The sequence below is a fragment of the Myxococcus sp. MISCRS1 genome (assembly GCF_026626605.1).
Classification (GTDB): domain Bacteria; phylum Myxococcota; class Myxococcia; order Myxococcales; family Myxococcaceae; genus Myxococcus; species Myxococcus fulvus.
The window spans coordinates 5,724,529-5,747,059 of the sequence record NZ_JAPNKB010000001.1 but is presented as its reverse complement, the minus strand read 5'-3'; the positions used below and the strand labels follow the sequence as shown (position 1 = coordinate 5,747,059).

At 68.9% G+C, this 22,531-nt stretch carries 18 protein-coding genes; 5 read left to right on the top strand and 13 right to left on the bottom strand.

Annotation, left to right across the window (positions count from 1 at the left end):
* Positions 1 to 135: 135 nt before the first annotated feature.
* The gene (locus OWM54_RS22760) at positions 136 to 1,491 is read left to right on the top strand and encodes a KamA family radical SAM protein (RefSeq protein ID WP_267698836.1); all 1,356 of its coding nucleotides are present in this window, start codon (positions 136 to 138) and stop codon (positions 1,489 to 1,491) included.
* Here OWM54_RS22760 and OWM54_RS22755 read toward each other — a convergent pair.
* The 4 genes from OWM54_RS22755 to OWM54_RS22740 form a co-directional block, all read right to left on the bottom strand.
* Positions 1,475 to 2,359, bottom strand: coding sequence for a DMT family transporter (locus tag OWM54_RS22755; protein ID WP_074959133.1), 885 nt, complete (start codon positions 2,357 to 2,359; stop codon positions 1,475 to 1,477). The genes OWM54_RS22760 and OWM54_RS22755 overlap by 17 nt on opposite strands.
* 216 nt (positions 2,360 to 2,575) lie before the next feature.
* Complete coding sequence (locus OWM54_RS22750; RefSeq protein ID WP_267698835.1) at positions 2,576 to 3,337, bottom strand: aldo/keto reductase; 762 nt, start codon at positions 3,335 to 3,337, stop codon at positions 2,576 to 2,578.
* Positions 3,334 to 3,960 (bottom strand): hypothetical protein, encoded by a 627-nt coding sequence (locus tag OWM54_RS22745; protein WP_267698834.1) that lies wholly within the window; start codon positions 3,958 to 3,960, stop codon positions 3,334 to 3,336. The genes OWM54_RS22750 and OWM54_RS22745 overlap by 4 nt, the downstream gene beginning before the upstream one ends.
* Entirely contained in the window at positions 3,950 to 5,122 is a 1,173-nt protein-coding gene (locus OWM54_RS22740) for an NAD(P)/FAD-dependent oxidoreductase (RefSeq protein WP_223750902.1), read from the bottom strand. The genes OWM54_RS22745 and OWM54_RS22740 overlap by 11 nt, the downstream gene beginning before the upstream one ends.
* 533 nt (positions 5,123 to 5,655) lie before the next feature.
* Here OWM54_RS22740 and OWM54_RS22735 point away from each other — a divergent pair.
* The gene (locus tag OWM54_RS22735) at positions 5,656 to 7,242 is read left to right on the top strand and encodes a hypothetical protein (protein WP_223750901.1); all 1,587 of its coding nucleotides are present in this window, start codon (positions 5,656 to 5,658) and stop codon (positions 7,240 to 7,242) included.
* 154 nt (positions 7,243 to 7,396) lie between these two features.
* Positions 7,397 to 7,666 (top strand): hypothetical protein, encoded by a 270-nt coding sequence (locus tag OWM54_RS22730; RefSeq protein ID WP_141325982.1) that lies wholly within the window; start codon positions 7,397 to 7,399, stop codon positions 7,664 to 7,666.
* A gap of 237 nt (positions 7,667 to 7,903) precedes the next feature.
* On the opposite strand, the gene OWM54_RS22725 is transcribed toward OWM54_RS22730, so the two are convergent.
* Complete coding sequence (locus tag OWM54_RS22725; protein WP_267698833.1) at positions 7,904 to 10,084, bottom strand: M4 family metallopeptidase; 2,181 nt, start codon at positions 10,082 to 10,084, stop codon at positions 7,904 to 7,906.
* A gap of 158 nt (positions 10,085 to 10,242) precedes the next feature.
* Positions 10,243 to 10,935, bottom strand: coding sequence for a DUF2490 domain-containing protein (locus OWM54_RS22720; RefSeq protein ID WP_267698832.1), 693 nt, complete (start codon positions 10,933 to 10,935; stop codon positions 10,243 to 10,245).
* 260 nt (positions 10,936 to 11,195) lie between these two features.
* On the opposite strand from OWM54_RS22720, the gene OWM54_RS22715 reads away from it, so the two are divergent.
* The gene (locus tag OWM54_RS22715; RefSeq protein WP_267698831.1) at positions 11,196 to 11,783 is read left to right on the top strand and encodes a GAF domain-containing protein; all 588 of its coding nucleotides are present in this window, start codon (positions 11,196 to 11,198) and stop codon (positions 11,781 to 11,783) included.
* 7 nt (positions 11,784 to 11,790) lie between these two features.
* Here the strand turns inward: OWM54_RS22715 and OWM54_RS22710 are convergent, their stop codons facing one another.
* The 3 genes from OWM54_RS22710 to OWM54_RS22700 form a co-directional block, all read right to left on the bottom strand.
* Positions 11,791 to 12,300 (bottom strand): metal-dependent hydrolase, encoded by a 510-nt coding sequence (locus tag OWM54_RS22710; protein WP_267698830.1) that lies wholly within the window; start codon positions 12,298 to 12,300, stop codon positions 11,791 to 11,793.
* Entirely contained in the window at positions 12,300 to 12,491 is a 192-nt protein-coding gene (locus OWM54_RS22705; RefSeq protein ID WP_223750896.1) for a hypothetical protein, read from the bottom strand. Before OWM54_RS22705 ends, OWM54_RS22710 begins: the two co-directional genes overlap by 1 nt.
* Positions 12,492 to 12,625: 134 nt before the next feature.
* Positions 12,626 to 13,393, bottom strand: coding sequence for a polysaccharide lyase (locus OWM54_RS22700; RefSeq protein ID WP_267698829.1), 768 nt, complete (start codon positions 13,391 to 13,393; stop codon positions 12,626 to 12,628).
* Positions 13,394 to 13,549: 156 nt separating this feature from the next.
* On the opposite strand from OWM54_RS22700, the gene OWM54_RS22695 reads away from it, so the two are divergent.
* Positions 13,550 to 14,341, top strand: coding sequence for an ABC transporter ATP-binding protein (locus OWM54_RS22695; RefSeq protein WP_223785901.1), 792 nt, complete (start codon positions 13,550 to 13,552; stop codon positions 14,339 to 14,341).
* Between the two features lie 24 nt (positions 14,342 to 14,365).
* On the opposite strand, the gene OWM54_RS22690 is transcribed toward OWM54_RS22695, so the two are convergent.
* From OWM54_RS22690 to OWM54_RS22675, 4 genes are all read right to left on the bottom strand, one after another.
* Entirely contained in the window at positions 14,366 to 15,880 is a 1,515-nt protein-coding gene (locus OWM54_RS22690; RefSeq protein ID WP_267698828.1) for a putative metal-binding motif-containing protein, read from the bottom strand.
* A 131-nt stretch (positions 15,881 to 16,011) separates the two neighbouring features.
* Complete coding sequence (locus OWM54_RS22685; RefSeq protein ID WP_267698827.1) at positions 16,012 to 17,508, bottom strand: putative metal-binding motif-containing protein; 1,497 nt, start codon at positions 17,506 to 17,508, stop codon at positions 16,012 to 16,014.
* A gap of 132 nt (positions 17,509 to 17,640) precedes the next feature.
* Positions 17,641 to 19,203 carry a putative metal-binding motif-containing protein gene (locus OWM54_RS22680; protein WP_267698826.1) on the bottom strand — a complete coding sequence of 521 codons (1,563 nt, stop codon included), beginning with the start codon at positions 19,201 to 19,203 and terminating at the stop codon, positions 17,641 to 17,643.
* A 208-nt stretch (positions 19,204 to 19,411) separates the two neighbouring features.
* Complete coding sequence (locus OWM54_RS22675; RefSeq protein WP_223750891.1) at positions 19,412 to 22,213, bottom strand: YncE family protein; 2,802 nt, start codon at positions 22,211 to 22,213, stop codon at positions 19,412 to 19,414.
* Positions 22,214 to 22,531: the final 318 nt, after the last annotated feature.

The window sequence follows — 22,531 nt, the reverse complement described above, 5'->3', positions numbered from 1 at the left end:
CAGGAGCCCATGGTAACCGGAACCTCCACCTCGTTGGTGGTCAAAAGGCACGTCTGACCATCGACTCACCTCTCATCCCAGGGCCGATTCCGCGGAGCCTCGCGGAGGACCCTGTCATGCAAAGCGAGGAACCGCGTGAGCGCTTCATCCAACGCGGTGCGGTCTCTGTCCGTGGGACAGCGGTACCGTGCCTTCACCCACAGGAACCTGGACGAGCTGACCACCCGGGCGGGGCTCTCCACAGAAGAGCGGCTGGCCGTGCAGGCGGTGGCCCAGGTGCTGCCCTTCCGGGTCAACAGCTACGTCGTCGAGGAGCTCATCGACTGGTCGGCCGCGCCGGACGACCCCCTCTACCGGCTGGTGTTCCCGCAGGCGGACATGCTGCCGGCCGAGGACGTGTCACGCCTGGTCGACCTGATGCGCGAGGGCACGGGCAGTCTGGAGCTCGCGGCGTACGTGCGCGAGGTGCGCGCGCGGCTCAATCCGCATCCCGCCGGGCAGATGGAGTTGAACGTGCCCCGGCAGGCGAACGAGGAGGCGCTACCAGGGCTCCAGCACAAGTACCAGGAGACGGTGCTGTTCTTCCCGAAGCAAGGGCAGACGTGTCACGCCTACTGCACGTACTGCTTCCGCTGGGCGCAGTTCGTGGGGGACGCGGACCTGAAGTTCGCGTCGAAGGACATCGCGCCCATGGTGGACTACGTGCGCGAGCACGAGGAGGTCACCAACGTGCTCTTCACCGGGGGCGACCCCATGGTGATGGGCGAGGCGGTGCTGTCGCGCTACATCGAGCCGCTCCTGGGCATCGAGCACCTGGAGGCCATCCGCATCGGCACCAAGTCGCTGGCGTACTGGCCGCAGCGCTTCGTGACGGACCCGGACGCGGACGACACGCTGCGCCTGTTCGAGAAGGTGGTGGCCTCCGGCAAGAGCCTGGCCTTCATGGCGCACTTCTCCCATCCGCGGGAGATGGAGCCGGACATCGTCCAGGAGGCGGTGCGCCGCATCCGCTCCACCGGCGCGGTCATCCGCACCCAGGCGCCGCTCATCCGCGGCATCAACGACGACGCGGCCACGTGGGAGCGCATGTGGCGCACGCACCTGCGCCACGGCATGGTGCCGTATTACATGTTCGTCGAGCGGGACACGGGGCCGCAGGACTACTTCGCCGTGCCGCTCGCGTCCGCGTACGACATCTTCCAGCAGGCGTACCGCCGCGTGTCGGGGCTGGCGCGCACGGTGCGCGGGCCCTCCATGTCCGCCACGCCGGGCAAGGTGTGCGTGGACGGCGTGATGGAGCTGGGCGGTGAGAAGGTGTTCATGCTGCACTTCATCCAGGCGCGCGACGCGGCGCTGGTGGGCAAGCCCTTCTTCGCGCGCTACGACGAGCACGCCACGTGGCTGCATGACTTGAAGCCCGCGCTGGGTGCCTCGCGCTTCCCGTGGGAAGCGGACCTGTCCCTGGGGGAGGCCGCTAACCTCCCAGGATGAGGATGGCCATGCCCAGGATGAGCACGGCAATCATCCCGGACTTCAGCGCGATGTTGGCCTCGCGGAAGAAGAGCGCCGACAGCACGAAGCCGACGATGAGGCTCGTCCTGCGCAGCACGGACAGGTGCGTGACGAGCGCCTGGGGCTCGGAGATGGCGACGAAGTAGATGAGCTCCGCCGCCACCCAAGAGCACCCCACCAGGGGGATGCCCCAGCTCCACGTGAGCCCCAGGCCCCACGCGCCCCGTCGCCACATGTACGGCACGAAGACGAGCGCGGACAGCAGGCAGCGCTGGAACGCGGAGCTGGCCTGCAGCTCCAGCACCGGCAGCGCCAGCCGCGCGACGAGGAACTTGTCGTAGACGGTGGTCGCCGCCGACAGCGCGGTGGCGGCGAGCATCCACCAGAAGGAGCGGCTCTTCGACAGCGCGAGGCCCTCCTTCCGGCCCACGATGGACAGCACGTAGTACGAGCAGACGGTGAGCATCAGCCCGAGGAACTGGAGGGGCGTGAGCAGCTCGCGGAACATCAGGAACCCGCCCGCGAGCGTCCACAGCGGGCCGGACGCTCGCACCGCGCCGGCGATGGAGATGGGCAGCTCGCGCACCGCGTAGTACGCGAGAATCCAAGAGGCCGTCATCGCCACGCCCTTGGGGAGCAGCCACGCCTGCTCGCGCCACGTCAGGCCGAAGGGGTCGATGGGCACGGGCAGCGCGCCCGGAATCAGCGCGGGCACCCAGCACAGCGCGCCGAAGAGGGAGGACCACATGACGACGGGGATGACGCTGTTGCCCGTCATCGCCTTCTTCGTCCAGACGTCATACAGGCCGAGCATCACGCCCGCGCCCAGGCCATACGCAATCCACATGGTGGGGCTTTCCGAGACAAGAGTGGCCCCGCCCGGGCGCTCGCGTCGCCCGGGTCGGGTGCTGGCCGTGGCCTTCCGGCCGCCAGCGAACAGGGGATGCGCCGTCAGCCCTGGAGCGAGCGGAGGCCCGCATGGGGCTCGCGAGCGACGCGCGCTGTCGGCTGCGCCAGCGGGGAGCCCTTCCGGCGCCCCGCCAGCGCGGTTCGAGCCGTGCCGTCAGCCCTGGAGTGAGCGGAAGACGGCGTGGGTTTCGAGCAGGTGCTTCGCGGACTTGGTGCCCGTGAGCACGTAGCCGGAGAAGCGCTGCCGGAGGATGTGCTGGAGCGACTCCCTCGCGGACCGCGTGGGCTCGCGCCCCTCCTCCTGGACGAGCTGCCCCATGGCGAAGGGACGGTTGACCAGGACCTGCAGCCCGTGGCGCGCGGCCAGCTCGAACGCGGGCGCGAGCGTGGTGTTCAGCGCGTTGAACGGGAACTGGAGGAACGAATACACGCCCACGTCACACGCGGCCTCGGCCGCGGCCACGTCGCTCACGCTCACGCCCACGTGGCGCACCCCGAGCGTCCCCGCGTACTCGAGCACGCGCAGCACCTCGGGCGCGCTCACGTTGGCCGCCGTCGCCTTGTGCACCTGGAGCAGGTCGATGCGCCCGAGCAGCCGCGTGCTCTGGTCCAGGCTCCTGCGAAGCGCGTCGTACGAGTGGTCCGTGAATGACGCCTGCTTCCCCGCGTCCCAGTGCTCCCCCAGCTTGGTGGCGACGAAGACGGAGCTCCGCTCGGCGCCGAGCCGCGACAGGAAGGCGCCGAAGCGCTGCTCGCTCGACCCATACGCGGGCGCGGTGTCGTAGCAGCGCACCCCCAGCTCGAACGCGGTGTCGAGCAGGTGTTGTCCATCCGCCTCGGTCGGAGGCGGCTCGGAGCGATAGCCCCACGCGCGCCCGAGCGAGAGCAGCCCGAGCCCCAGTCCCACCGCGCTCATGACTTCACCTTCGGGTGATAGAAGGCCTGCGGCTTCACGTCCTCGGCGCGGAACACGCCGTTGCCCAGGATGACCTGCCCCACCTCGAGCACGAGCCCCCGCGCCGTCCCCGAGCCCTTCAGTACTGCCGCGCGCGCGTCCGGGTCCGCGTCACTGAAGGGCGCGCCGCCCGCCAGCGTGCAGTTGTCCACCGAGATGGCCCCGAGCAGCTGCGAGCCCGAGCCGAGCGAGCACTCGCCGAACACCGACGCCCCGCCGAGATAGCGGCCACCATCGCCGATGCGGATGCGCGCGCCGGGGCGGTTGGCCTTCGCGGTGAATCCGCCCTCGCCGAACTGGTTCCCATCGCCCACGAGGATGGCGCCCGTCTCCGCGGCCAGCAGCGTGCCGGTGTGCAACACATTGCGGTTGCCCAGCCGCAGCTCGGCCGTGGGCGCGCAGGTGAGCGTGACACACGGGTAGAGGACGTTGCCCTCGCCCAGCTTCAGGTGCCGCGAGATGAGGACGGAGAACGGGTCGTAGATGACGTTGCCGGTGTCCGCGAGCGCGAGCACCTCCGTCACCGTCAACAACCCCGCAGAGCGCCGGGGCGCGTCCAGGGCCGCGAGCAGCTCAAGCCGCATGGTGGGCCTCCCGCGCGACGGAGGCGAGGCTGGCGTGGAGCACGTCACACGGCCGCTTCGCGATGAGCCCGTCCTCCAGCCGCTCGTAGAGCCGCGCCGTGAGCACGTCGGTGAGGAACGGCGCCTCGGTCATCTTCCCCGGCAGGATGCAGATGTGGCCCGGCACCGGCTCGTGGATGGCGATGTTGAGCGAGCGCGCGGACGTGGCATCCGGCGCGAAGTCCACCTTGGTGCAGGCGACGTCGCTGTACGTGCCCGCGTTCTTCCAGCCCGGCACCAGGCGCTCCAGCGCGCGGTGGAGGTTGTCGGCGCGCTCGGGCACGACGAGGTAGTCGGGGTTCGCGCACAGGAGCGCGTCCTCGTTGAGCCCCACGACGCTGTAGTCCCCGTGGTGCATCATCGCCGCCTCGTGCGGGTCCACGTAGAACAGCCCGTGGCCGCCCAGCCGAGGCACCACCACCAGGTGGCTCTTCCAGTAGCGGATGGGCAGTTCCAGCTCGAAGAACTGGCGGAACAAGTCCCGCGCGCCGAAGCCCGTCGAGTAGACGAACAGCCGCGACTCCAGCTGCAGCGTCGAGCCGTCCGCCATGACGACGGTGGCCTCCGAGCCGCGCACGTGCTCCAGCCGGGCGCCGGTGAGCACCTCGGCGCCGCCCTGCTGCGCGGAGGTGAGCAGCTTGCGGTACAGCATCCGCGTGTTGATGCTCACGTCCGCCACCTCGAACACCTCCGAGGCCCGCGTCAGGTCCGCCGACGGGAAGCGCGCGGAGGCCTGCGCCTTCGTCAGCGGCCGATAGGACACGCCCGCTTCGTCCCAACGCGACACCAGCTCCTGGAGCCGGTCCGCGTCCCGCACCAGCACCATCGGCGGACGGTCCGCGTCCTCCACCGCCTCCGGCGCGAACGCGCGAATCTGCTCGTGGCCGTAGATGCAGCGCCGCGCCACCTGCACCGCCGCCTGCCGGTCCTTCACCGAGCCCGCGTGATAGCTGCCCCGGTGCAGCCAGCCCTCGTTGCGCGTGGACGGCCCGCTCGCCAACGTCGGCTGCTTCTCCAACAACAACAACCGCAGGCCGAGCCGCGCCAGCTTGTGGCTCGCCATCAATCCCGTCACCCCGCCCCCCACCAACACCACGTCATATCGCTGCAGGTTTCGCGTCACGGAGGTCTCCCCAAAAGGCTCGCGGCCCCCCGTCAGACAGTGTTCATGACGGAGAGTTTTCATAATCGTGACTTGCACGATTAACTTGATTTGCAACTATTGACGGTTCGCGTCTGACTTCGGAAGGACGCGCCGGGTGTGGCGTCCGGCCCCATGTCAGACATCGTCCGGAGTCGGTGGCGCGAGGCAGCCCGGAGACAACGGGCTGTCATGCTCCGCTCGACGGCGCCGCTGGCATCGCCGCCAGGAGCCCTCCCGAAGCCCCGTGGCGCACGCCCTCCGTCATGGGAGGGGTCCACCCGCGTCCGTGGGAACGCCAAGCAACGGCGCTCGGACATCCGAGGTTCCACGCCCGAGCGGGCGAAGAGGGCCACGCTGTGCCCGAACGACCAGCGCCGCCGCGCTCACGCGGCGCTTGCCCACAAGTCCCCCACACGCCTGACGGGAGCGCGCACGGCGCGACGAGCCCCAGGCGGACCGAAGCAAACACACCGGCTGCGTTCACCTTGAAATCCTTCAGGAGGCGTGAGCGCGTGCGAGGTCTGTTCAAGTGGGCTGGCTGTGCGGCGATGCTGGTGGCGTGTGGCGGTCCGGAGACGGACGAGGCGCTGGAGGCCGGCGACGACCCGGGCACGCGGCTGGCGAGCGTGACGCTCCCCGAGGGCCAGTCCATCTCGTTCCACGAGGTGCCCGACTACGGCATCGTCACCGTGGTGAAGGGCCCGCGCGGCACGCCCATGCCGGACGCGGCGGCGTTCGACGGGATGCCCATCACGGAGGTCTACCGCAAGCTGTCCGGCGGGCAGGAGCCGCCCGCGAAGCTGGTGGAGGCCGCCAGCCGCGCGCCGTCCATGCTGCACCTGACGCCCACCCGCGAGGCCCTGGCGCCCGAGGGGCCGGCCCGCAGCTCCGCCGACGTGGGGCCCGGCGGCGTCAGCCAGCAGGCCCTGCCGGACACCGCGTGGTGGTCAGCCAACTTCTGCCAGGGGCTCAACCAGGAGTACGACGCCATCTGGTGCCCGACGAACGTGTACAGCTGGGCGCACTCCGGCTGGGGCCCGGTGCAGAAGTACTACCAGGCCTGCGCCACCACGGGTGAGGCCACGGGCACGCTGTGGCTGGAGCGCTGGGGCAGCGGCGCGTGGCAGCGCCTGCAGACGGCCAGCCTGCCCAGGTGGTGGTGGACGTGCACGTGGGCGGTGGGCGCGGCGCAGTACCGCTCCGGCATCGACGCCACCGCGAACGCGCTCTTCGTGGAGCGCTACCGCTACGCCATCCCCAACATCGTCGCCAACCTGTCGGACTTCCCGAGCGACCGCAGCTACACGGGCTTCTCCGACAACCTCCAGGGCCTCACCCACGACGCCCACTACTGGTACCAGACGCGCAACGCGACGAACTTCTGGAAGGACGAGTCCACCGAGGGACTCATCGCCTGGTGGCCGATGGCGGGGCTGAACAACAACCCCGGCGGCACCTACCGCATGCCCTCGCCCTGGTACAACGCGGGCTTCCGGCACTACGGCGACCTGGTGCACGTCAACGGCTACCTCTACATCGCCATGGACGGTCCAGGGCGCAGCGGCGCGGTGGGCGTGTTCAACACGAGCATGCAGTACATCGGCTATGCGTCCCTGCCGCAGTGGGAGGGCGGCGTGGCCTTCATCGCGCACAACCCGCGTGACGGCCTGTTCTACGCGGTGACGAACCACCCGGGCTACACGGTGCTGCGCGGCTATCAAATCACGCTGTCCGGCACGACGGTGTCCATCACGCACAAGCGCACGCTGTCCTTCTCGAGCAACATCCCGCAGGGCACCTGGATTCAAGGCGGCAAGATCTCCGCGCGCGGCAACCTCTACGTGAGCGTGGGCGGCGGAGGCCAGACGTCCGGCATCTACATGGTGGACGTCGTCAACGGGTACGTGCAGGGCTACTACTACGTCCCCTACGGCTCCACCGACGAGTTCGAGGGCCTGGACCTCTGGGATTTGGACGCGGACCCGCGCATGGGCGCGCGCGGCCAGATTCACATGCAGAAGATCAACATCGACCTGCCCGGCTTCGACGACGACTACTGGCTGGGCCACTACCGCGTGGACGACCCGAGCCGGCTGTAGGCGCGCAGGGGCCAATCACATCAGCGCCAACACACTCCTGCCGTGGCGCTGGAACAAAGCCTGACATATGGGCCTGGAAGACAATCCAGATTCCGGGCGCCGTCTGTCGATGACATGATTGCGGGCACACCTCGCCGTCCCATCGGAGCCTGCAATGACTCTCCCTGGTCGAGCGCTGTTCCTCGCATGTGCCGCCATCGCCTCGCTGCTCACGGGCTGTTCCGGGCCCGACGAGGCCACCGTCGGCGCTGACCCCGCCTCCGAGGCGACGTCCTCCGAGTCCGCCCTGGCCTCCTGCACCAGCACCACCCAGACGGCGTGCCGGATGGAGGCCGGGTGCTCGTGGAACGCCGGCTGCTGCGGCGGCCTGTGCCTGCCCACCAGCCAGACCTGCCCCATCACCTGCCCGCCGCCCGAGTCCTGAGCGACGCGCGCACCGCCCCAAAAAACAACCGCGCGGTCAGCCGTCACCTTGGGAGGACTCCCGGGAGTGACAGCCGCCGCGCGGTGAAGGACTCGGAACGCCCCCCTTCCCGCTCAGGAACCCGCTGAGGCTCCCGGAGCGTCCCGAATCACAGGGCCCGACGGGCGAAGGCCACCCCGTCACGTCGAGCCCCCGGGCACCTTCGACGTGCCCGGGTCCTGCAACGACAGTCGCGAGCTAGTTCACGCCGACGGCGGTCCAGCTCTCCTTCACCTTCGCCACCTCGGCCGAGTCCGCGCCGTACAGGTCCGTGGCCGCCTTGATGGTGGCCGTGCGCGCCTGGGCGAACGTGGTGCTGGGCGTCATGTAGTGGGCCAGGGCGCGGTAGTAGATCTTCAGGCCCTTCTCCATCCCGATGCCGTCCTTGACCTCGATCTTGGACGTGCGGTTGGTGCCACCGTTGGCCAGCAGGTAGAACGCGTTGTTCGCGATGCCGCTGGAGCCGTGGACCTCCGTCTGCTTCGGGTAGTCCTTGTAGTTGTCGATGGAGTAGTTGTCCTTCTTCGGGTCGTCCATGTACCGCAGGCCGTCCGTGTCATCGCCGTTGGTCGGCGTCCACGCCGTCTCGCCGATGGTCCAGTTGAACTTCACGGCCGGGTTCTGCGTGGACGCGTACCACTCCACGCCCGCGCCCATGATGTCGCTGAAGGCCTCGTTCAGGCCGCCCGACTCGCCGCGGTAGATGAGGCCGGCGGTGCGCTCCGTCAGGCCGTGGGCGATTTCGTGGCCCGCGATGTCCAGCGCGGTGAGCGGACCGGAGTCCACGCCGTCGCCGTCGCCGTAGCTCATCTTCTCGCCGTCCCAGTACGCGTTGACGAAGTTCTCGCTGACGTGGACGTAGGAGACGAGCTTCTCACCCTTGCCGTCGATGGAGTCGCGGCCGAGGATGTTCTTCAGGAAGTCGTACGTCATCGCCGCGCCGTAGTGCGCGTCGACGGCGGCGCGGTTGCGCTCCGGGTCCGTGGCCTCGCCCCAGACGTTGTTGTCGTCCTTGATCTGCGTCTGGCCGCTGGCCTCTTCCTGGTTGCGCGCGTCGTACGTGGCCACGCCCTTGCCGCGCGTGCCGTCCTCGAGCGTGTACGTGCCGTCCGCCTGCTTCTTGGTCTCCAGCGCGACCTTGCCGCTGTAGATGGACGTGTCGTCCGCGGCGCCAGGGGTCGTGGGGGTGGTCGGGTCCGTGGGCGGCTGCTGCGTCGCCTTGGGGGTGATGGACAGGCCCCACTTGACCAGCTTGCCCTTGTCGCCCGCGGCGTGGTCGCTCACCTTCAGCGTCCACTCGCCCTTGGCGGACTCGCCCGCGAAGGCGCTCAGGTCGAAGTCCTGCTTGATGTTGTCCGCGCTGCCGCCCGTGCGGTTGTGCACGTCGAACGTCTTGCCCGAGGGGCTGGTCAGCGTGACCTTCAGGTCCCCCTTGTACGAGTGGGTGATGTCCAGGGACAGCTTGAGCTTGTCCACCGTGACGTCGTCGGCGACCGTCACCTTGGAGGTGACCGAGCCCTTGTCCTTGATCTGCGCGTTGGGCGTCGTGGAGACCTTCACGTCCGCGGGGGCCGCGGCAGCGCCCTTCGTCCCGGCGGCGCCCTTGGTGGCGGCCGCGTCACCCGTGCCGTGCGTGGCGCAGGGGCAGTTCTTGAAGCCGTCGATGGTGTTGAACTTCTCGTAGACCTTCCCGCTGTTCGCGTCGATGAAGTAGTTCATCTTGCGCGGGTTCTCGGTGGCCGTGGTGTCGGCGACCTCCACGCGGTACGCGGAGCGGTACTCGCCCGAGGGGTCCTTGTAGATGATGCGCTCGGAGTGCGGCTGGCGGTCCGGCGTGCCGTTGAACTCCTTGAGCGCGATGTCCAGCACCTGCGCGTTGGACAGCGCGGGCTTCTGCGTGCCCAGGCCCGAGGGAATCTTGGACTGGTCACCCGTGACGCTGTCGACCTTGCCGTCCTTGGCCAGGTGCGCGACGACCTGCTCGCCGTAGACCTTCACGCCCTCGTGCTGCCGGTCCAGGCGCACGTGCGTCATGCCCAGCTCGTCCCGCTCCACGTTCTTGGGGACGAAGGAGGGGTACTGGATGCCGCCGCGCAGGCCCTGCGAGGGGAGCTTGGTGCCCACGTCCAGGTGCTGCAGCGCGGTCTGGATGGCGCTCTGCGCCTCCTTGCTGTCCAGCGCCAGGCGGCCGACGGGGGGCGGCAGCGGCTTGAGCGTGCTCTCCGCGCGGGCCAGGTCGGACGTCTTCGCGGCCGGGCCGAACCCGTCCTTGATGACGTTCGCGGCCGTCGGGGTCTTCGCCGCGCTCTTGGGCCGAGCCTCGGAGGAGATGGTGGGGAGGACCGTCGGCTTCGAACCTTCAGTGCGGCGAATGCTCATGGGGGTCTCAGGACTCCATACGAGGTGGCTGAAGAGTTATCGCGAGAATGTATCAAGAAGTTGCGCTCATCGCGAAACGAAGGCCCGCACGCACCGGGAGCCGCCGGTGCGCACGAGCCTTCTTGCTTTTCGAGAAGCCGCCTCGGGCGCGCTTCAGCTCACATGAAGTTGAAGGGCGTGGAGACGGAGAGTGTGTGGATGAGCTGGTCCGTCTCGGCGGTGGGGCGGCGGGTGAAGACGTTGAGGTAGCCGACCTCCACGGCGGAGTGGTCGCCCAGCTTCCAGCCGACGCCCACGAAGGCGCGGTTCATGTCGAAGCCCCGGCGGGGGCCGCTGTCCACGGAGTTGAGGTGGACGAAGGCCTCGTCCCAGACGATGAGCGACAGCCGCCCCTCGGCGGCCACGGGCAGCGCGCCGCGCAGCATCACGCGGGCGCGATGGGACACCTCCGTGGTGCCCGGCAGGAAGCGCTGCTCCAGGCGCGCCCGCACCACCATCCGCACCTCGCCCAGCCTCGGAGTGAACAGGAGTTGCTGGTACAGGCGGCTCTCGTTCTGGCGGAGGGCGGGGTCTCCGTCCCAGACCCAGACGGGAATCCAGCCGTAGCCCAGCCACAGGGAGAGGTCCTGGGTGACGCGGGTGCCGCCGGCGGCGCGGAGGATGGCGCGGGCGTCGTCCTCGCCGAAGCGGGGCTGGGCCTCCAGGTAATAGAGGAACGGCTCGGCGATGGGGCCCTGCGCGCTGACGGTGTACCAGAACTGCGCCTCGGAGCTGATGGGCCGGGCGAGGGCGGCCGGGGAAGCGACGACGCAGAGCAGGAGGACGAGGAGGCGGGGGAGGTGCGAACGCATGGTGTGTGCCTAGAGCATGAACAGCACCCGCTCAATCCGTCCGTGCCAGCGAACGTGGCCCGGACAACGAAGGGCGGACGCGGGGGGTGTCAGGCCTCTCAAAGAGGCCCGGGCCCGGGCGAAAGCAACTCCGCGCGTGCGAGGCCCGGACGCGCGGGGCGCATGGCTTGACCCGAGGGCGCGGAGGCGTGCGACGCTTCGGGTTGCTCGCGTCGTCCCCCCACGCGCGTCTGGCCCGTCCCCCTCCTGGAGTCCCCCTCATGGCCACGAGTGCTTTCTCAGCCCTCATGAATGTCTCGCAGCTGCTGTTGGAGAAGGGCTTCGAGCCCGGCAACGTCACGTCCGCGCTCGGCCAGGTGGGCGCGGCGCTGGATGTGGACCGGGTCTACATCTTCGAGAACAGCACCGCGCCCGACGGGAAGCTGTTGTGCAGCCAGCGCTACGAGTGGACCGCGGCGAGCGCCTCCGCGCAGCAGGACAACCCCGAGCTGCAGAACGTGCCCTATGACGAGGTGATGCCGTCGTGGGTGGAGCCCCTGTCCTCGGGGCGGGTGCTCAAGGGCGCGCCGCGCGACTTCCCCTCGCCCGCGAGGGAGCTGTTGGAGAGCCAGGACATCCGCTCGCTGCTCGTCTGTCCCATCGTGCTGGGCGGCGAGTGGTGGGGCTTCGTGGGCTTCGATGACTGTCGCACCGAGCGCACCTGGCCGGGCGAGGAGAGCCACGTGCTCCAGGCCCTGTCCAACGCGCTGGCGGGCTCGCTGCGCCACGCGCGCCTGCGCAACACGCTCCACAGCGTGCAGACGCAGTTGCGCTCCATCATCGAGCGCTGCGCCTCCACCGCGTCCTGAGACGCCGTCAGTCCGTCCGGGCGATGCCGAGCCCGTCGAAGACCGCCTGCAGCACGAGCAGCACGCCGGCGATGAGCCACGGATAGGGGCCCTTCCGGGCCCCGTCCGGCAGTGAGCCCCGGTACAGCCAGATGCCCGCGAGGATGACGGCGGCCTCGACGGTGAAGTCCAACACGCGGTCGTCATAGAGACGCAGGCCCACGCGAGGGCCTCCGGGCCACAGCCACAGGTGGCTGGTGAGCCAGTCCGTGAGCAGATGGGAGAGCACCAGCGAGGCCAGGACGAGGCCCGCGGTGACACCTCGCCAGCGCCACCCCAGCAGGCCCACGAGCACGGACCACCCGCTCGCCGACAGGAGCGTGTGACTCCAGGCGGTGTGGGTGTTGTCGAGGCCAGCGACGTCGACGAGCACATCCACGACATCGAGGAACACGGCGGCCCCGCATAACGCGGCGAGCGGAACCCCCGAGGGGACACGGCGCGCGGCGAGCGCGAGCCCCACGTGGCCCAGGTACATCAGCGTCCTCGTCGCGCGAGGAAGTCGAGCAGCACCACCACGCCGATGGGGACGCCGAAGCCGACCAGCAGGAGCCACGAGGCCATGGCCAGAAGCCTACCGCGCCAGGCGAACCCGAACAGCTCCACGCTGGCGCGCCACCGCACCACGTCCAACGGCGACGGGACGGAGCCGCTCGCCAGTGACTTCACGCGCGGGGTCTGGAACTCCCACTGGGGCAGCGCACGGACGTGGACACGTACACGGTCGAGCTTCCCTCGAGCGCTGCCTTGGCCCCGGGTGACGGGCCCGGCGGGGCTGTTCGCCGCCGGGTCCTCGTCACGGACTACCACTGGGCGGGGTCGGCGTCGGCGAAGGTGGTGCCGACGCCAATCTCGTCGAACCAGATGCTGCGGTTGGGCTGGCTGCCCTGCATGTAGCCGTCGTCGTACCAGCCATTGGCATACAGGCCGACGCGGAACTGGAAGTAGCGGTCGTCGGCGATGGTGGTGTTGAGGTTGTACTGCTCGAGCACCTTCACGCCGTCGAACCACAGCTTGTAGAAGCCCGTGCCGTCGCTCGCCCACTTCGCCTGGATGACAATCTTGTGCCACACCCCGGCCGACACCGTGGCCAGGTTGCCGAAGGTCACCGTCTTCTGGTTGCAGATGGTGCCCTGCTTCACCCGCGTGAAGAGCTGGTTGCCGGAAATCCACACCATGCTGGACGGCATGTAGTCGTCGCAGCCGGTGTCGGAGAAGTCCGCGATGAACTGCGCGATGTTGTAGGACTGCGGCTGGAACTGCCAGTCCTGCTGCAGCCGGAAGGCGAAGCCGTAGAAGCCGGTGTCGCCGCGGCGGTACACGTTGGTGCGCATCACCTCCGAGTGGTAGCGCCCGCCGTACGACGCGTCGTGAATCTGCGTCATCTTGAGCGCCGTGCCTCCTTCGTAGGTGACGTTCGTCACCTCGTTCACCGAGCCCTGGTGCTCCCGGTTCACCGAGCTCCACCCGGCCAGCGTCCCCGTGTTGCGGAACAGCGGCGCGGCGTGGGCGACCAGCGCGAACGACACCAGCGCTGCACCTGCGATGACTCCCAGCGTTCTCGTCTTCATGGCTCTCGGAAGGGTGAGGGGTTGGGCCTGTGCGGCCTCCCGACCTCATATCCAGAATAAACTGACTAAACAGACTTGACTGTCCGAGGCGTCGACTATCGAGCGAAGGGTGGTTCCGGGGGACGGAGGGGCGGTGGGGCACTAAGGTGGGGTGCGATGAGTGACTCGGGCGGACAGGCGTCGGCGAAGCTGGTCATCGAGGTGAAGGACCTGCACAAGACCTTCGGGGACAACGCCGCGCTGAGGGGCGTGAACCTGGAGGTGCCCGAGGGCACGACGTGCGTGCTGATGGGGGTGTCGGGCTCCGGCAAGTCGGTGCTGATGAAGCACATCATGGGGCTGATGAAGCCGGACCGGGGCTTCGTGAAGGTGTACGGGGACGAGGTCGCGAAGATGGACGAGGCGACGCTGAACCAGATGCGTCGCCAGCAGGGGGTCCTCTTCCAGGCGAATGCCCTGTTCGACTCGCTGAACGTCTACGACAACGTGGCGTTCCCGTTGCGGGAGCGCACGAAGATGTCGGAGGAGGAGATCCGGCAGACGGTGGACAAGACGTTGGCGATGGTGGGGCTGTCGCATGCCACCACGCGGTTCCCGGGGGAGCTGTCGGGCGGCATGCAGAAGCGCGTGGGCTTCGCGCGCGCGGCCATCCTGCAGCCGAAGATCCTGCTCTACGACGACCCCACCGCCGGTCTGGACCCGCTCACGACGGCGTCGGTGAATGAAATCATCTTCACGGGCAAGCAGCAGTTGGGCGCCACGTCGTTGGTGATTACGCCGGACGTGGCGTCGGCGTTCGGCATGGCGGACCACCTGGCGCTGATGCACGAGGGGAGGATCGTCGAGTACGGCCCGCCGGACTCCTTCCGTGAGTCCCAGCACCCCGCCGTGCAGGCGTTCCTCAAGAACTACCTGCGGCGACGCGCACAGCGGGGGCGAACGACGTAGGGCCCCGTCAGGACAGGACGGGCGTCACGGCGTGCAGTAGCGGACCGCGTCCAGGAAGCTGCCCTCCACCGTGGACGTCATGTAGAGCGCGCCCACGCGGCGGGGGGCGAGCTTCTCCATCAGGACCCACTGGGCGTAACGATGCAGTGGCAGGTCCTCCAGGCCCGGTGTGCGGTCCACCGGCGAATCTCCCTCATCCTGGGTCCACAGGCGCGCGGTCCAGCCGAGCATCGGGTCGCCGCCGGGAGACGGCGCCTCGTGGTCCTTGTACTCGGAGAGCCACGCCAGCCGCAGCGTGCCTTCGTCCGCGAGCGCGCCGTACCAGACGACCTGGGGCGTGGGTACTTCGGTCCAGGTCTGCGGCACCCCTCCGTCGAAGAGGTTCTGGACCACTTGCACCTGGGTGACCCACGGCGGTCCCACTCGCGAGCGCATCAGCAACACCGGAGACTCCAGCGGGCCTCCACGCGCAGCCCCCAGATCCACCAGTCGGGGCCCCGAGCCATAGGCGAGTTCGAAGGAGCGCTCGTCGCCCACCGGGTCCAGGTGGGTGTCGAAGCGGCGCAGCCGCACGGTGTCGCCGCTCATCGCATGGGCTTCCTCGTTCATGGAAACCAGGACCTCTTCGTTGCGCAGCACGAGGACGCCATTGAGCCATGGCTGCTTGCCCTCGGAGCTCGTGAAGAGCACCTTTGGCGCGACGAGCACCCGCCCCTGGAGGTCCGTCACCGTTCCCATCACCTGGAACGGAGGTGTCTGCTCGGTCCCGGTAAGCCAGACCACCACCACCCTGTCTCCCCGGGGAGACGTCGCCATCCGAGGTGAACGCCCATCGCCCTGCCACTCAAGGAGAGAGGCCTCCCGCGACTCTCCCTCAGGCCCTGTCTTCGGTACACCTTGGTCATCGAGTGGGACGAGATACGCGCGAAGCGGTGGCCTGTTACCCGAAGCCATGGTGGCGTAGACCAAGGCCATCCCCTCGTGGGTGCGCACCAGGGTCGAACGACGGATGACTTGCGTCTGCCCCTCTTCGCGCTCCCAGGGCAGCGGCACGGTCACGGCTTCCTGAAGCGCCAGGTCGGTGTTCAAGCGCAGGACCCGAATCCCAGGGTGCTCCCAGGAGACGAAGACGCCGTGGTCCGTCTTGAGAATGGAGGGGGCGCTCGCATAGGGGCCGTCCACGTTCATGACGCGCGACGCGAACGACGGGTCCGTCACGCCATCGCAGTCGTTGTCGAGCCCGTCACAGCGCGTCTCCGCGCTCTCGTAGTCCGCGCCATAGGAGAGCGCCGTGCACTCCCGCTCGTACGCGCCATCCACCATCGCGCGCTTCGCACCCGCGCAGACGCCGTGCTGCTTCTCGCAGGCCAGCGGGTCCGTACCTGCATCACCGGGCCCCGCGTCCTCCGGCGTCCCGCCATCCTCCCGAGCACCACCGTCCTCCACCACCGTGCCCGCGTCGCCCTTCCCCTCCGAGGAATCACACCCCGTCACCACCCACAACAGGACCACGACGACCCGCCAATGCCTTGCAGTCATTCCTCGAAGCCTTGCATCTCGATGTGCATCGGGACCAGTCATTATTGCATCATGACCAGTCATGGTTGCGTCATGACCAGGAGCCCCGCGAAAGCCTGACCTGGCGCCCGCGGGGCTCGCGCATCATGACTTCACGGCGTGCAGTAGCGGACCGCGTCCAGGAACTGCCCTTCGTCCGTGGTCGCCGTGTACATCGTCGCCATGCGGCGGGGCGCCACCTTCTCCATCAGCACCCACATCGCATGCTCATTCAGGGACATCAGCTCCAATCCTGGTGTCCGGTCCACCGGTGCGGCGCCCGGGCCCTGCGTCCACAGGCGGCCCCAATAGATCGGCGTGTTGTTCTCCCACCCGTCAAAGAACCTCGACAGCCAGGACAGCCTCAGCACACCCTCGTCGGCGAAGACTCCGAACCAGGGCACATAGACCGGAGTGTCCATCATCCAAGTCACCGGCTGGCCGCCCTCGAACAGGTGACCCGCCACGCGAATCCAGCGGCGGTACTCCGGCGCCTCGCGGCTGCGCCACACCAACACCGGAGAGGCGAGCGGGGCCCCCGCCGACTCACCCAGGTCGACCAACTGAGGGACTGGCTCCTCAGACGTCGTGAAGGCTCGCTCCTCCCCCACCTGCTCCAACGCCGCGTCGAGCCGGCGCACTCGGACGATGCCCTGCCCCTTCCCTGACTCCTCCGCCAGCGCCACCAGGAGCTCACCATTGCGCAGCCACAGCGCACTCCTTGGAGAGGGCGTCCAGTTCGACGCGCTCTCGAAGAGCGCTTTGGGCGCCACGAGCACCTGCCCCTTCGAATCCACCACGGTGCCCATCACCTGGATGGGTGGAGTCAGGGGCTTTCCCGTCGTCCAGAGCACCACCAGCCGGTCATGCTCGGTTGATGCAGCCACCACCGTGCGCCCCTCATCCATCGGCCGGTCGAGCAGCCGATATTCCAGCACCTCACCGTCCGCCCCCCGCTTGGGTGACCCATTCGCCTCGAGCGGGACGAGGTAGGCGTTGAGCGGAGCCACCATGAAGTTCAGGGTGGAGTAGAACAGCGCGATCCCTTCCGAGGTCCGCACCAGCTTCGAGGAGCGCACGTGGTGCCGAGCCGTCCCCGTGCGCACCCAGGCCATCGGCACGCTCGACGTCTCCTGAACCTTCAGGTTCTCGTCCAGCCGGAGGACGCGCGCGTCGGTCGCCCCGTCGAAGACCGCCACCAGCACCCCAGCCTCCGTCCGGAGGCTGGAGATCTGCCCCACCCCGTACCCTCCAGGAAGGGCCGTGACGCGTGACTCCACCGACGGGTCCGTCACGCCGTCACAGTCGTTGTCGAGTCCGTCACAGCGCGTCTCCGCGCTCTCGTAGTCCGCGCCATAGGAGAGCGCCGTGCACTCCGACTCGTACGCGCCACCCACCATCGCGCGCTTCGCACCCGCGCAGACGCCGCGCTGCTTCTCGCAGGCCAGCGGGTCCGTGCCTGCATCACCGGGCCCCGCGTCTGCCGGACCTCCCTCCCCGGGAACTCCGCCGTCCTTCCGAGAGCCGCTGTCCTCATCCACCGTGCCCGCATCCCCCTTCGACCCGGAGGACCCGCACCCCACTGTCACCAACAGGAGGGCCAGGCCCATCCCCAAACACCTTGCATTCATGCTTCTCAGCTTCGCACGTCGCGGCGCATTCGACCCAGTCATGGTTGCGCCATGACCCGCAACCCCGCGAAAGCCTGACACGGCGTCTCGCGGGGCCCGCGCCTCACGACTTCACTGCGTGCAATAGCGGACCGCGTCCAGGAACAGCCCCTCGTCCGTGGACACCATGTACATCGCCGCCATGCGCCGGGGCGCCACCTTCTCCATCAACACCCACTGCGCCTCCGCCGTCAGCCACATCGGCTCCAGCGCCGGCGTCCGCTCCACCGCCGCGACTCCCGGCTCCTGCGCCCACAGTCGCCCCCAGAACCTCGCCGCGCCGCCCTCGCCCTGGTCATACACCTTCGACAACCAGGACAGCTGAACCACTCCGTCACCACCGTGCGCGCCGTACCACGGCACGAACCCCTCGGGCTCCTCCGTCCACGTCGCGGGCATCCCGCCCTCGAACAGGCTGCTCGTCACCTGAATCCGGGCACGGAAGTCCGGCGCCTCCCGCGCCCGCATCACCAACACCGGCGACACCAGCGGCTCTCCCGCCGCCTCGCCCCGATCCACCAACAACGGCATCGGTGACTCGGAGGCCGTGAACACCCGCTCCTCCCCCACCTGCTCCAACGCCTCATCGAGCCGGCGCACCCTCACCACCTCCTGCGTCACCCCCGACTGCGACTCCCCCATCGCCACCAATACCTCCCCATTGCGCAGCCACAGCACACTCGCCGGATACGGCGTCCCTCCCGACGTGCTCTCGAACAGCACCTTCGGCGCCACCAGCACCTGCCCCCGCGCGTCCGTCACCTTCCCCATCACCTGCAGCGGCGGCGCCTGCTCCGAACCGGCTCGCCACAACACCACCACCCGCTCCCCCGTCGGCGACGCCGCCACGAACGACTCCGAGCTGTCGAACTCCCGGTCCAACATCGGATACTCCACCAGCGCGCCCCCTCCCTCCGTCCTTGGCGCCCCCTCCCCGTCCAGCGGAACCAGATACCCCCGCAGCGGCGGCGAAGCCCCGTCCGTCGTCGCGTAGTACAGCGCGGGCCCCTCCGCCGTGCGCACCAACCTCGCGCTCCGCGGCATCCCCACCGCCCCGCCCGTGCGCGTCCACTGATACGGCACCCCCGAGCTCCCCTGGAGCACCAGGTTCGAATCCAATCGCAGGATGCGCGCCTCGCTCGCCGAATCCAGCACCGCCACCCATACCCCCGTCTCCGTCCGGAGGCTCGACACCAACCCACCGTGCACGGACCCACCCAGCGCCGCCACCCGAGACGTGCTCGGCGGGTCCGTCACCCCATCACAGTCATTGTCCAACCCGTCACAGCGCGTCTCCGACCCCTCGTAATCCCCGCCATAGGAGAGCGCCGTGCACACCGACTCATACACGCCATCCACCTTCGCGCGCTTCGCCCCGGCACAGACTCCGTGCGTCTTCTCACACGGCGGCCCCGCCTCCACCACGCCCCCGTCCGCTCCCGCGTCCGGCGTGCCCGCATCCGGCGTGCCCGAGTCCGGCGCCCCCGCATCCGGCGCTCCCGCATCCGGCACCACCCCGCCCCCGTCCTCCTGCTGCACCGCGCCCGGCCCACCCTTCGACTCCGACGAACCACAGGCCGTCATCACACACATCAACAACAACCCCATCCCCACCTGAATACACTTGGCTTGCATGCGACCCAGGTTGCACGCGACCCACCTCGAAAGCCACGACAACCCGAGTCTCGCGAAACATTGCATTCTCGGAATGCAACGCCACGACAATCCAACCACTGTCACGGAAACACCGTGCACCCCGACTGCAGACATGAACTCCGGCTGATACAAACGCGAACGCCCGCGAGGGCACGGGGCTCTCGCGGGCGTCCGAAGTGTTGACTCCTCAGCGATTGAGGCCGATGCGCGGACCCGAGCCCGGCGGCACGCAGGTGTAGGTGACCTCCTGGCCCGCCGTCTTCGCGTAGTTGCGCAGCGCCGCGTCGGACACGCTCGCCGTGGTGCCGTCATCCGGGATGAAGCCGTTGCCCGACGGACTGAAGAGGAAGCCCTTCACCCGCCCGCCCAACGCCACCTTCGCGACGAGGTCGCACTCCGTCACGCCCGTCCCCAGAATCTTCGAGGCGAACGGCGTGCGCGCGCGCTGCAACAGCAGGTCGATGCGCGGCCCCACCGCCGAGGCGTTGGTGCTCGTCAAGGTCACCTGCTGCCCGACGATGGGCGCCAGGTCCGTGTCGAACGCGAGCAACAGCTGCTCCACGTCCCGCCGCGTGGCGTCCGGGTTGTTCAGCGGGAAGCCCACGCCGATGCTCGGGATGAACACGATGGCCGACAGGAAGCGCGCCATGGTGTCCACCGCGCCGTCGTGCACGAAGCCAAACCCACGCACCTGGTCCCCCTGCCAGCCGCTGTCCGGCGCCAGGAAGAAGGGCGTCGTCGGGTTACCGAACATGCCGACCTTCTGATACATGTTGCGCAGGTGCGGAATCTTCACGATCTGCGGGATGTTCTCGAAGCTCGCCATGCCATCCGTGCCGTAGAAGCCCTGCGCCGGGCTCAGCCGGTGACACCCCTCACACGTGAAGCCCAGCCCCTCTCCGAACGGGAGGCCATCCGAGCGGCGTGAGCCCGCGTAGAAGTCCAGCCCCCGCTGCTGCGCCGCGGTGAGCGAGTTGTCCAGGTTGCGCACCGGGTTGGGCGGCAGCTGCACCTGCAGCTGGAAGTCAGTGAAGCGTTGCATCTCCGCCTGCGTGGGCGCGGTGGAGCGGCCCAGGAGCCCCTCGAACGCGACGATGAAGTTCATGAACGACAGGTTGGGGTCCGTGCCCGACGTGCCGAAGAAGCCCGTGGAGCGGTCACCGCGCCAGTGCATCGGGCCCGACACCACCATGCCGCGCAACGTCTGCGTCGTCATGGGGCCCTTCATCGGGTGGAAGTCCTCCACGTTGCCGGAGCCGTTGATGTGCGGCTTGAGCAGCTCCGCCGCGCCCAACAGGCGCCCCGGAATCGGGTTCTGCGTCACGTCGTCATCCGGGTTGCCCAGGTCCCACGCCAGGTCGTCCATGTCGCCGAAGATGTGGCAGCTGGCGCACGAGGCCTCGCCGTTCGCGGAGAACGTCGCCGCGTCGTAGAGGATGGGGCGGCCCTGCACCACGGAGGCGGGCTCCGGGTTGGGCAGCACCTGCTTGCCCAGCTCCGCGCGCGTGGCCAGGTCGATGACCTTCACCGCGTTGTCGAAGCGGGTCAGCACGTAGAGACGATTGCGCGCCTCGTCCAGGATGAGGCCGCTGGGGCCACCGCCGCTGACGGGGATGTAGGCCGCGCTGTTGAGCCGCGGATTGAAGCTGTCCGCCTCCAGCGCCTGCGTGTCGAACACGCCCACCTTGCTGGAGCTGTACGCAGCCACGTACAGCGTGCGCCCGTCCGAGCTCACCGCCATGTCCACCGGCGTGGCCAGGCTGTGGTTCTTCGCCGTCCGGTCGAAGGCCGGGTCCGTGGCCAGCTTCGAGTAGTCCAGGTGCTTGTTGAGGTGCCGGGGCAGCACGCTGCCGCCGAGGATGGCGGTGATGCGCGTCTCCGCCAGGTGGCCCTGCACCGTGGTGCCGCCGTAGTTGCCGGGGCCCTCGAAGCGCACGTGGTTGAAGGCCTCCGTGTTGGACACGTACACCGTGCCCGTCACCGGGTTGGTCACCATGTTGAACAGCGTGGTGCCCACCTGCGAGTACGCCGCCTTCTGCCCCAGCGAGTTCGCGTCCACCGCGAAGACGTCCTGGTCCGGCAGCCGGAAGCGCACCGCGTTGTTCCAGTTGCGCCCCAGCTCGTCCTGCCACTTGCCGGCCTGGTTGTTGTACTTCACGATGAGCGCCACCTCGGGCGCGCGGATGCCCTCGTGGTTGGTGGCGGGGCCGGGGCTGCCGCCCGGATAGATGGAGCCGTTCACCAGGCAGGGCAGGTAGGGATTGAAGCCCTCACAGACGGTCTCCTCCAGGATGGACGTCGTCTGGTTGCCCGACTTGAAGACGGCCGCGTACACCGTCTGCTTGTCCGGGCTCACCGTCAGCGCGCGCGGGGTGTCACCGAAGAAGTTGAGGATGCGCACGGGCGTGCCGCCCAGCGAGGTGCCCAGGTTGGCCGGGTCGAACACCCAGACGTCCGCGCGGCCCACGCCCGGCGTGGTCAGCTTCGGGTCTCCGGCGCCCGGCACCGCCGCGATGGACGCGTGCGTGCGGTGCTGCCCGCGGTGCGCCGTGGTGATGAAGGCCCGGCCCCCCGTGCCCGCGAAGACGATGTCGCGCGGCTCGTCCCCCACCAGCAGCGTGCGCACCACGCGCGGCGTGCCCGTGAGCGACACCACGCTCACGCTGTCCGACAGGTGGTTGACCACCCAGACCTCATTGTCATTGCGCGCGGCGACGGCGATGGGCTCCAGGCCCACCTGCACGCGCGACTGGAGCGTCAAGCCATTGGCGCCCACGGTGAAGATGGACAGGCTGTTGTCCGGCGTGTTCACCGCGAACAGCCGCGTGCGGTCCGGCGACAACGCCAGCGGGCGCACCTGGCCACTCTCGAAGGCGATGAACGACGGCGGCGCCGCCCGCGCGGGGGTGAAGCCGGGCGACATGACGGCGAGCAGCGCCGCCGCCGCCAGCAAGGACTTCTGGATGCCTCTGAGTCTCGTGGGAGTCATGGGGATGCCAGACCTCGGGGGATGACAGGGGGACGACCACGGCGAGAGCCCATCCCACGCCGCGAACCGCGGGGCCCCACGCACACGCCGACCCGACGCGGCGGGGACCTCCGCCGACGGAAAAAGGGCTGACGGAATGTGAGCGGGGTGGAAAAGCGTGGAGCCCTTGAACGGCTACGCTCGGACTGGTCTACAGACAGACATGATGCAATGCGTTACCAAGAGGACACACTGATGCGGGATTGAGCATCCTCACCTCCGACATGGCAGGATTCCGAGGAAGCCAAGGTATCGCTGAGCGGCCCTGGACCGCTTGCC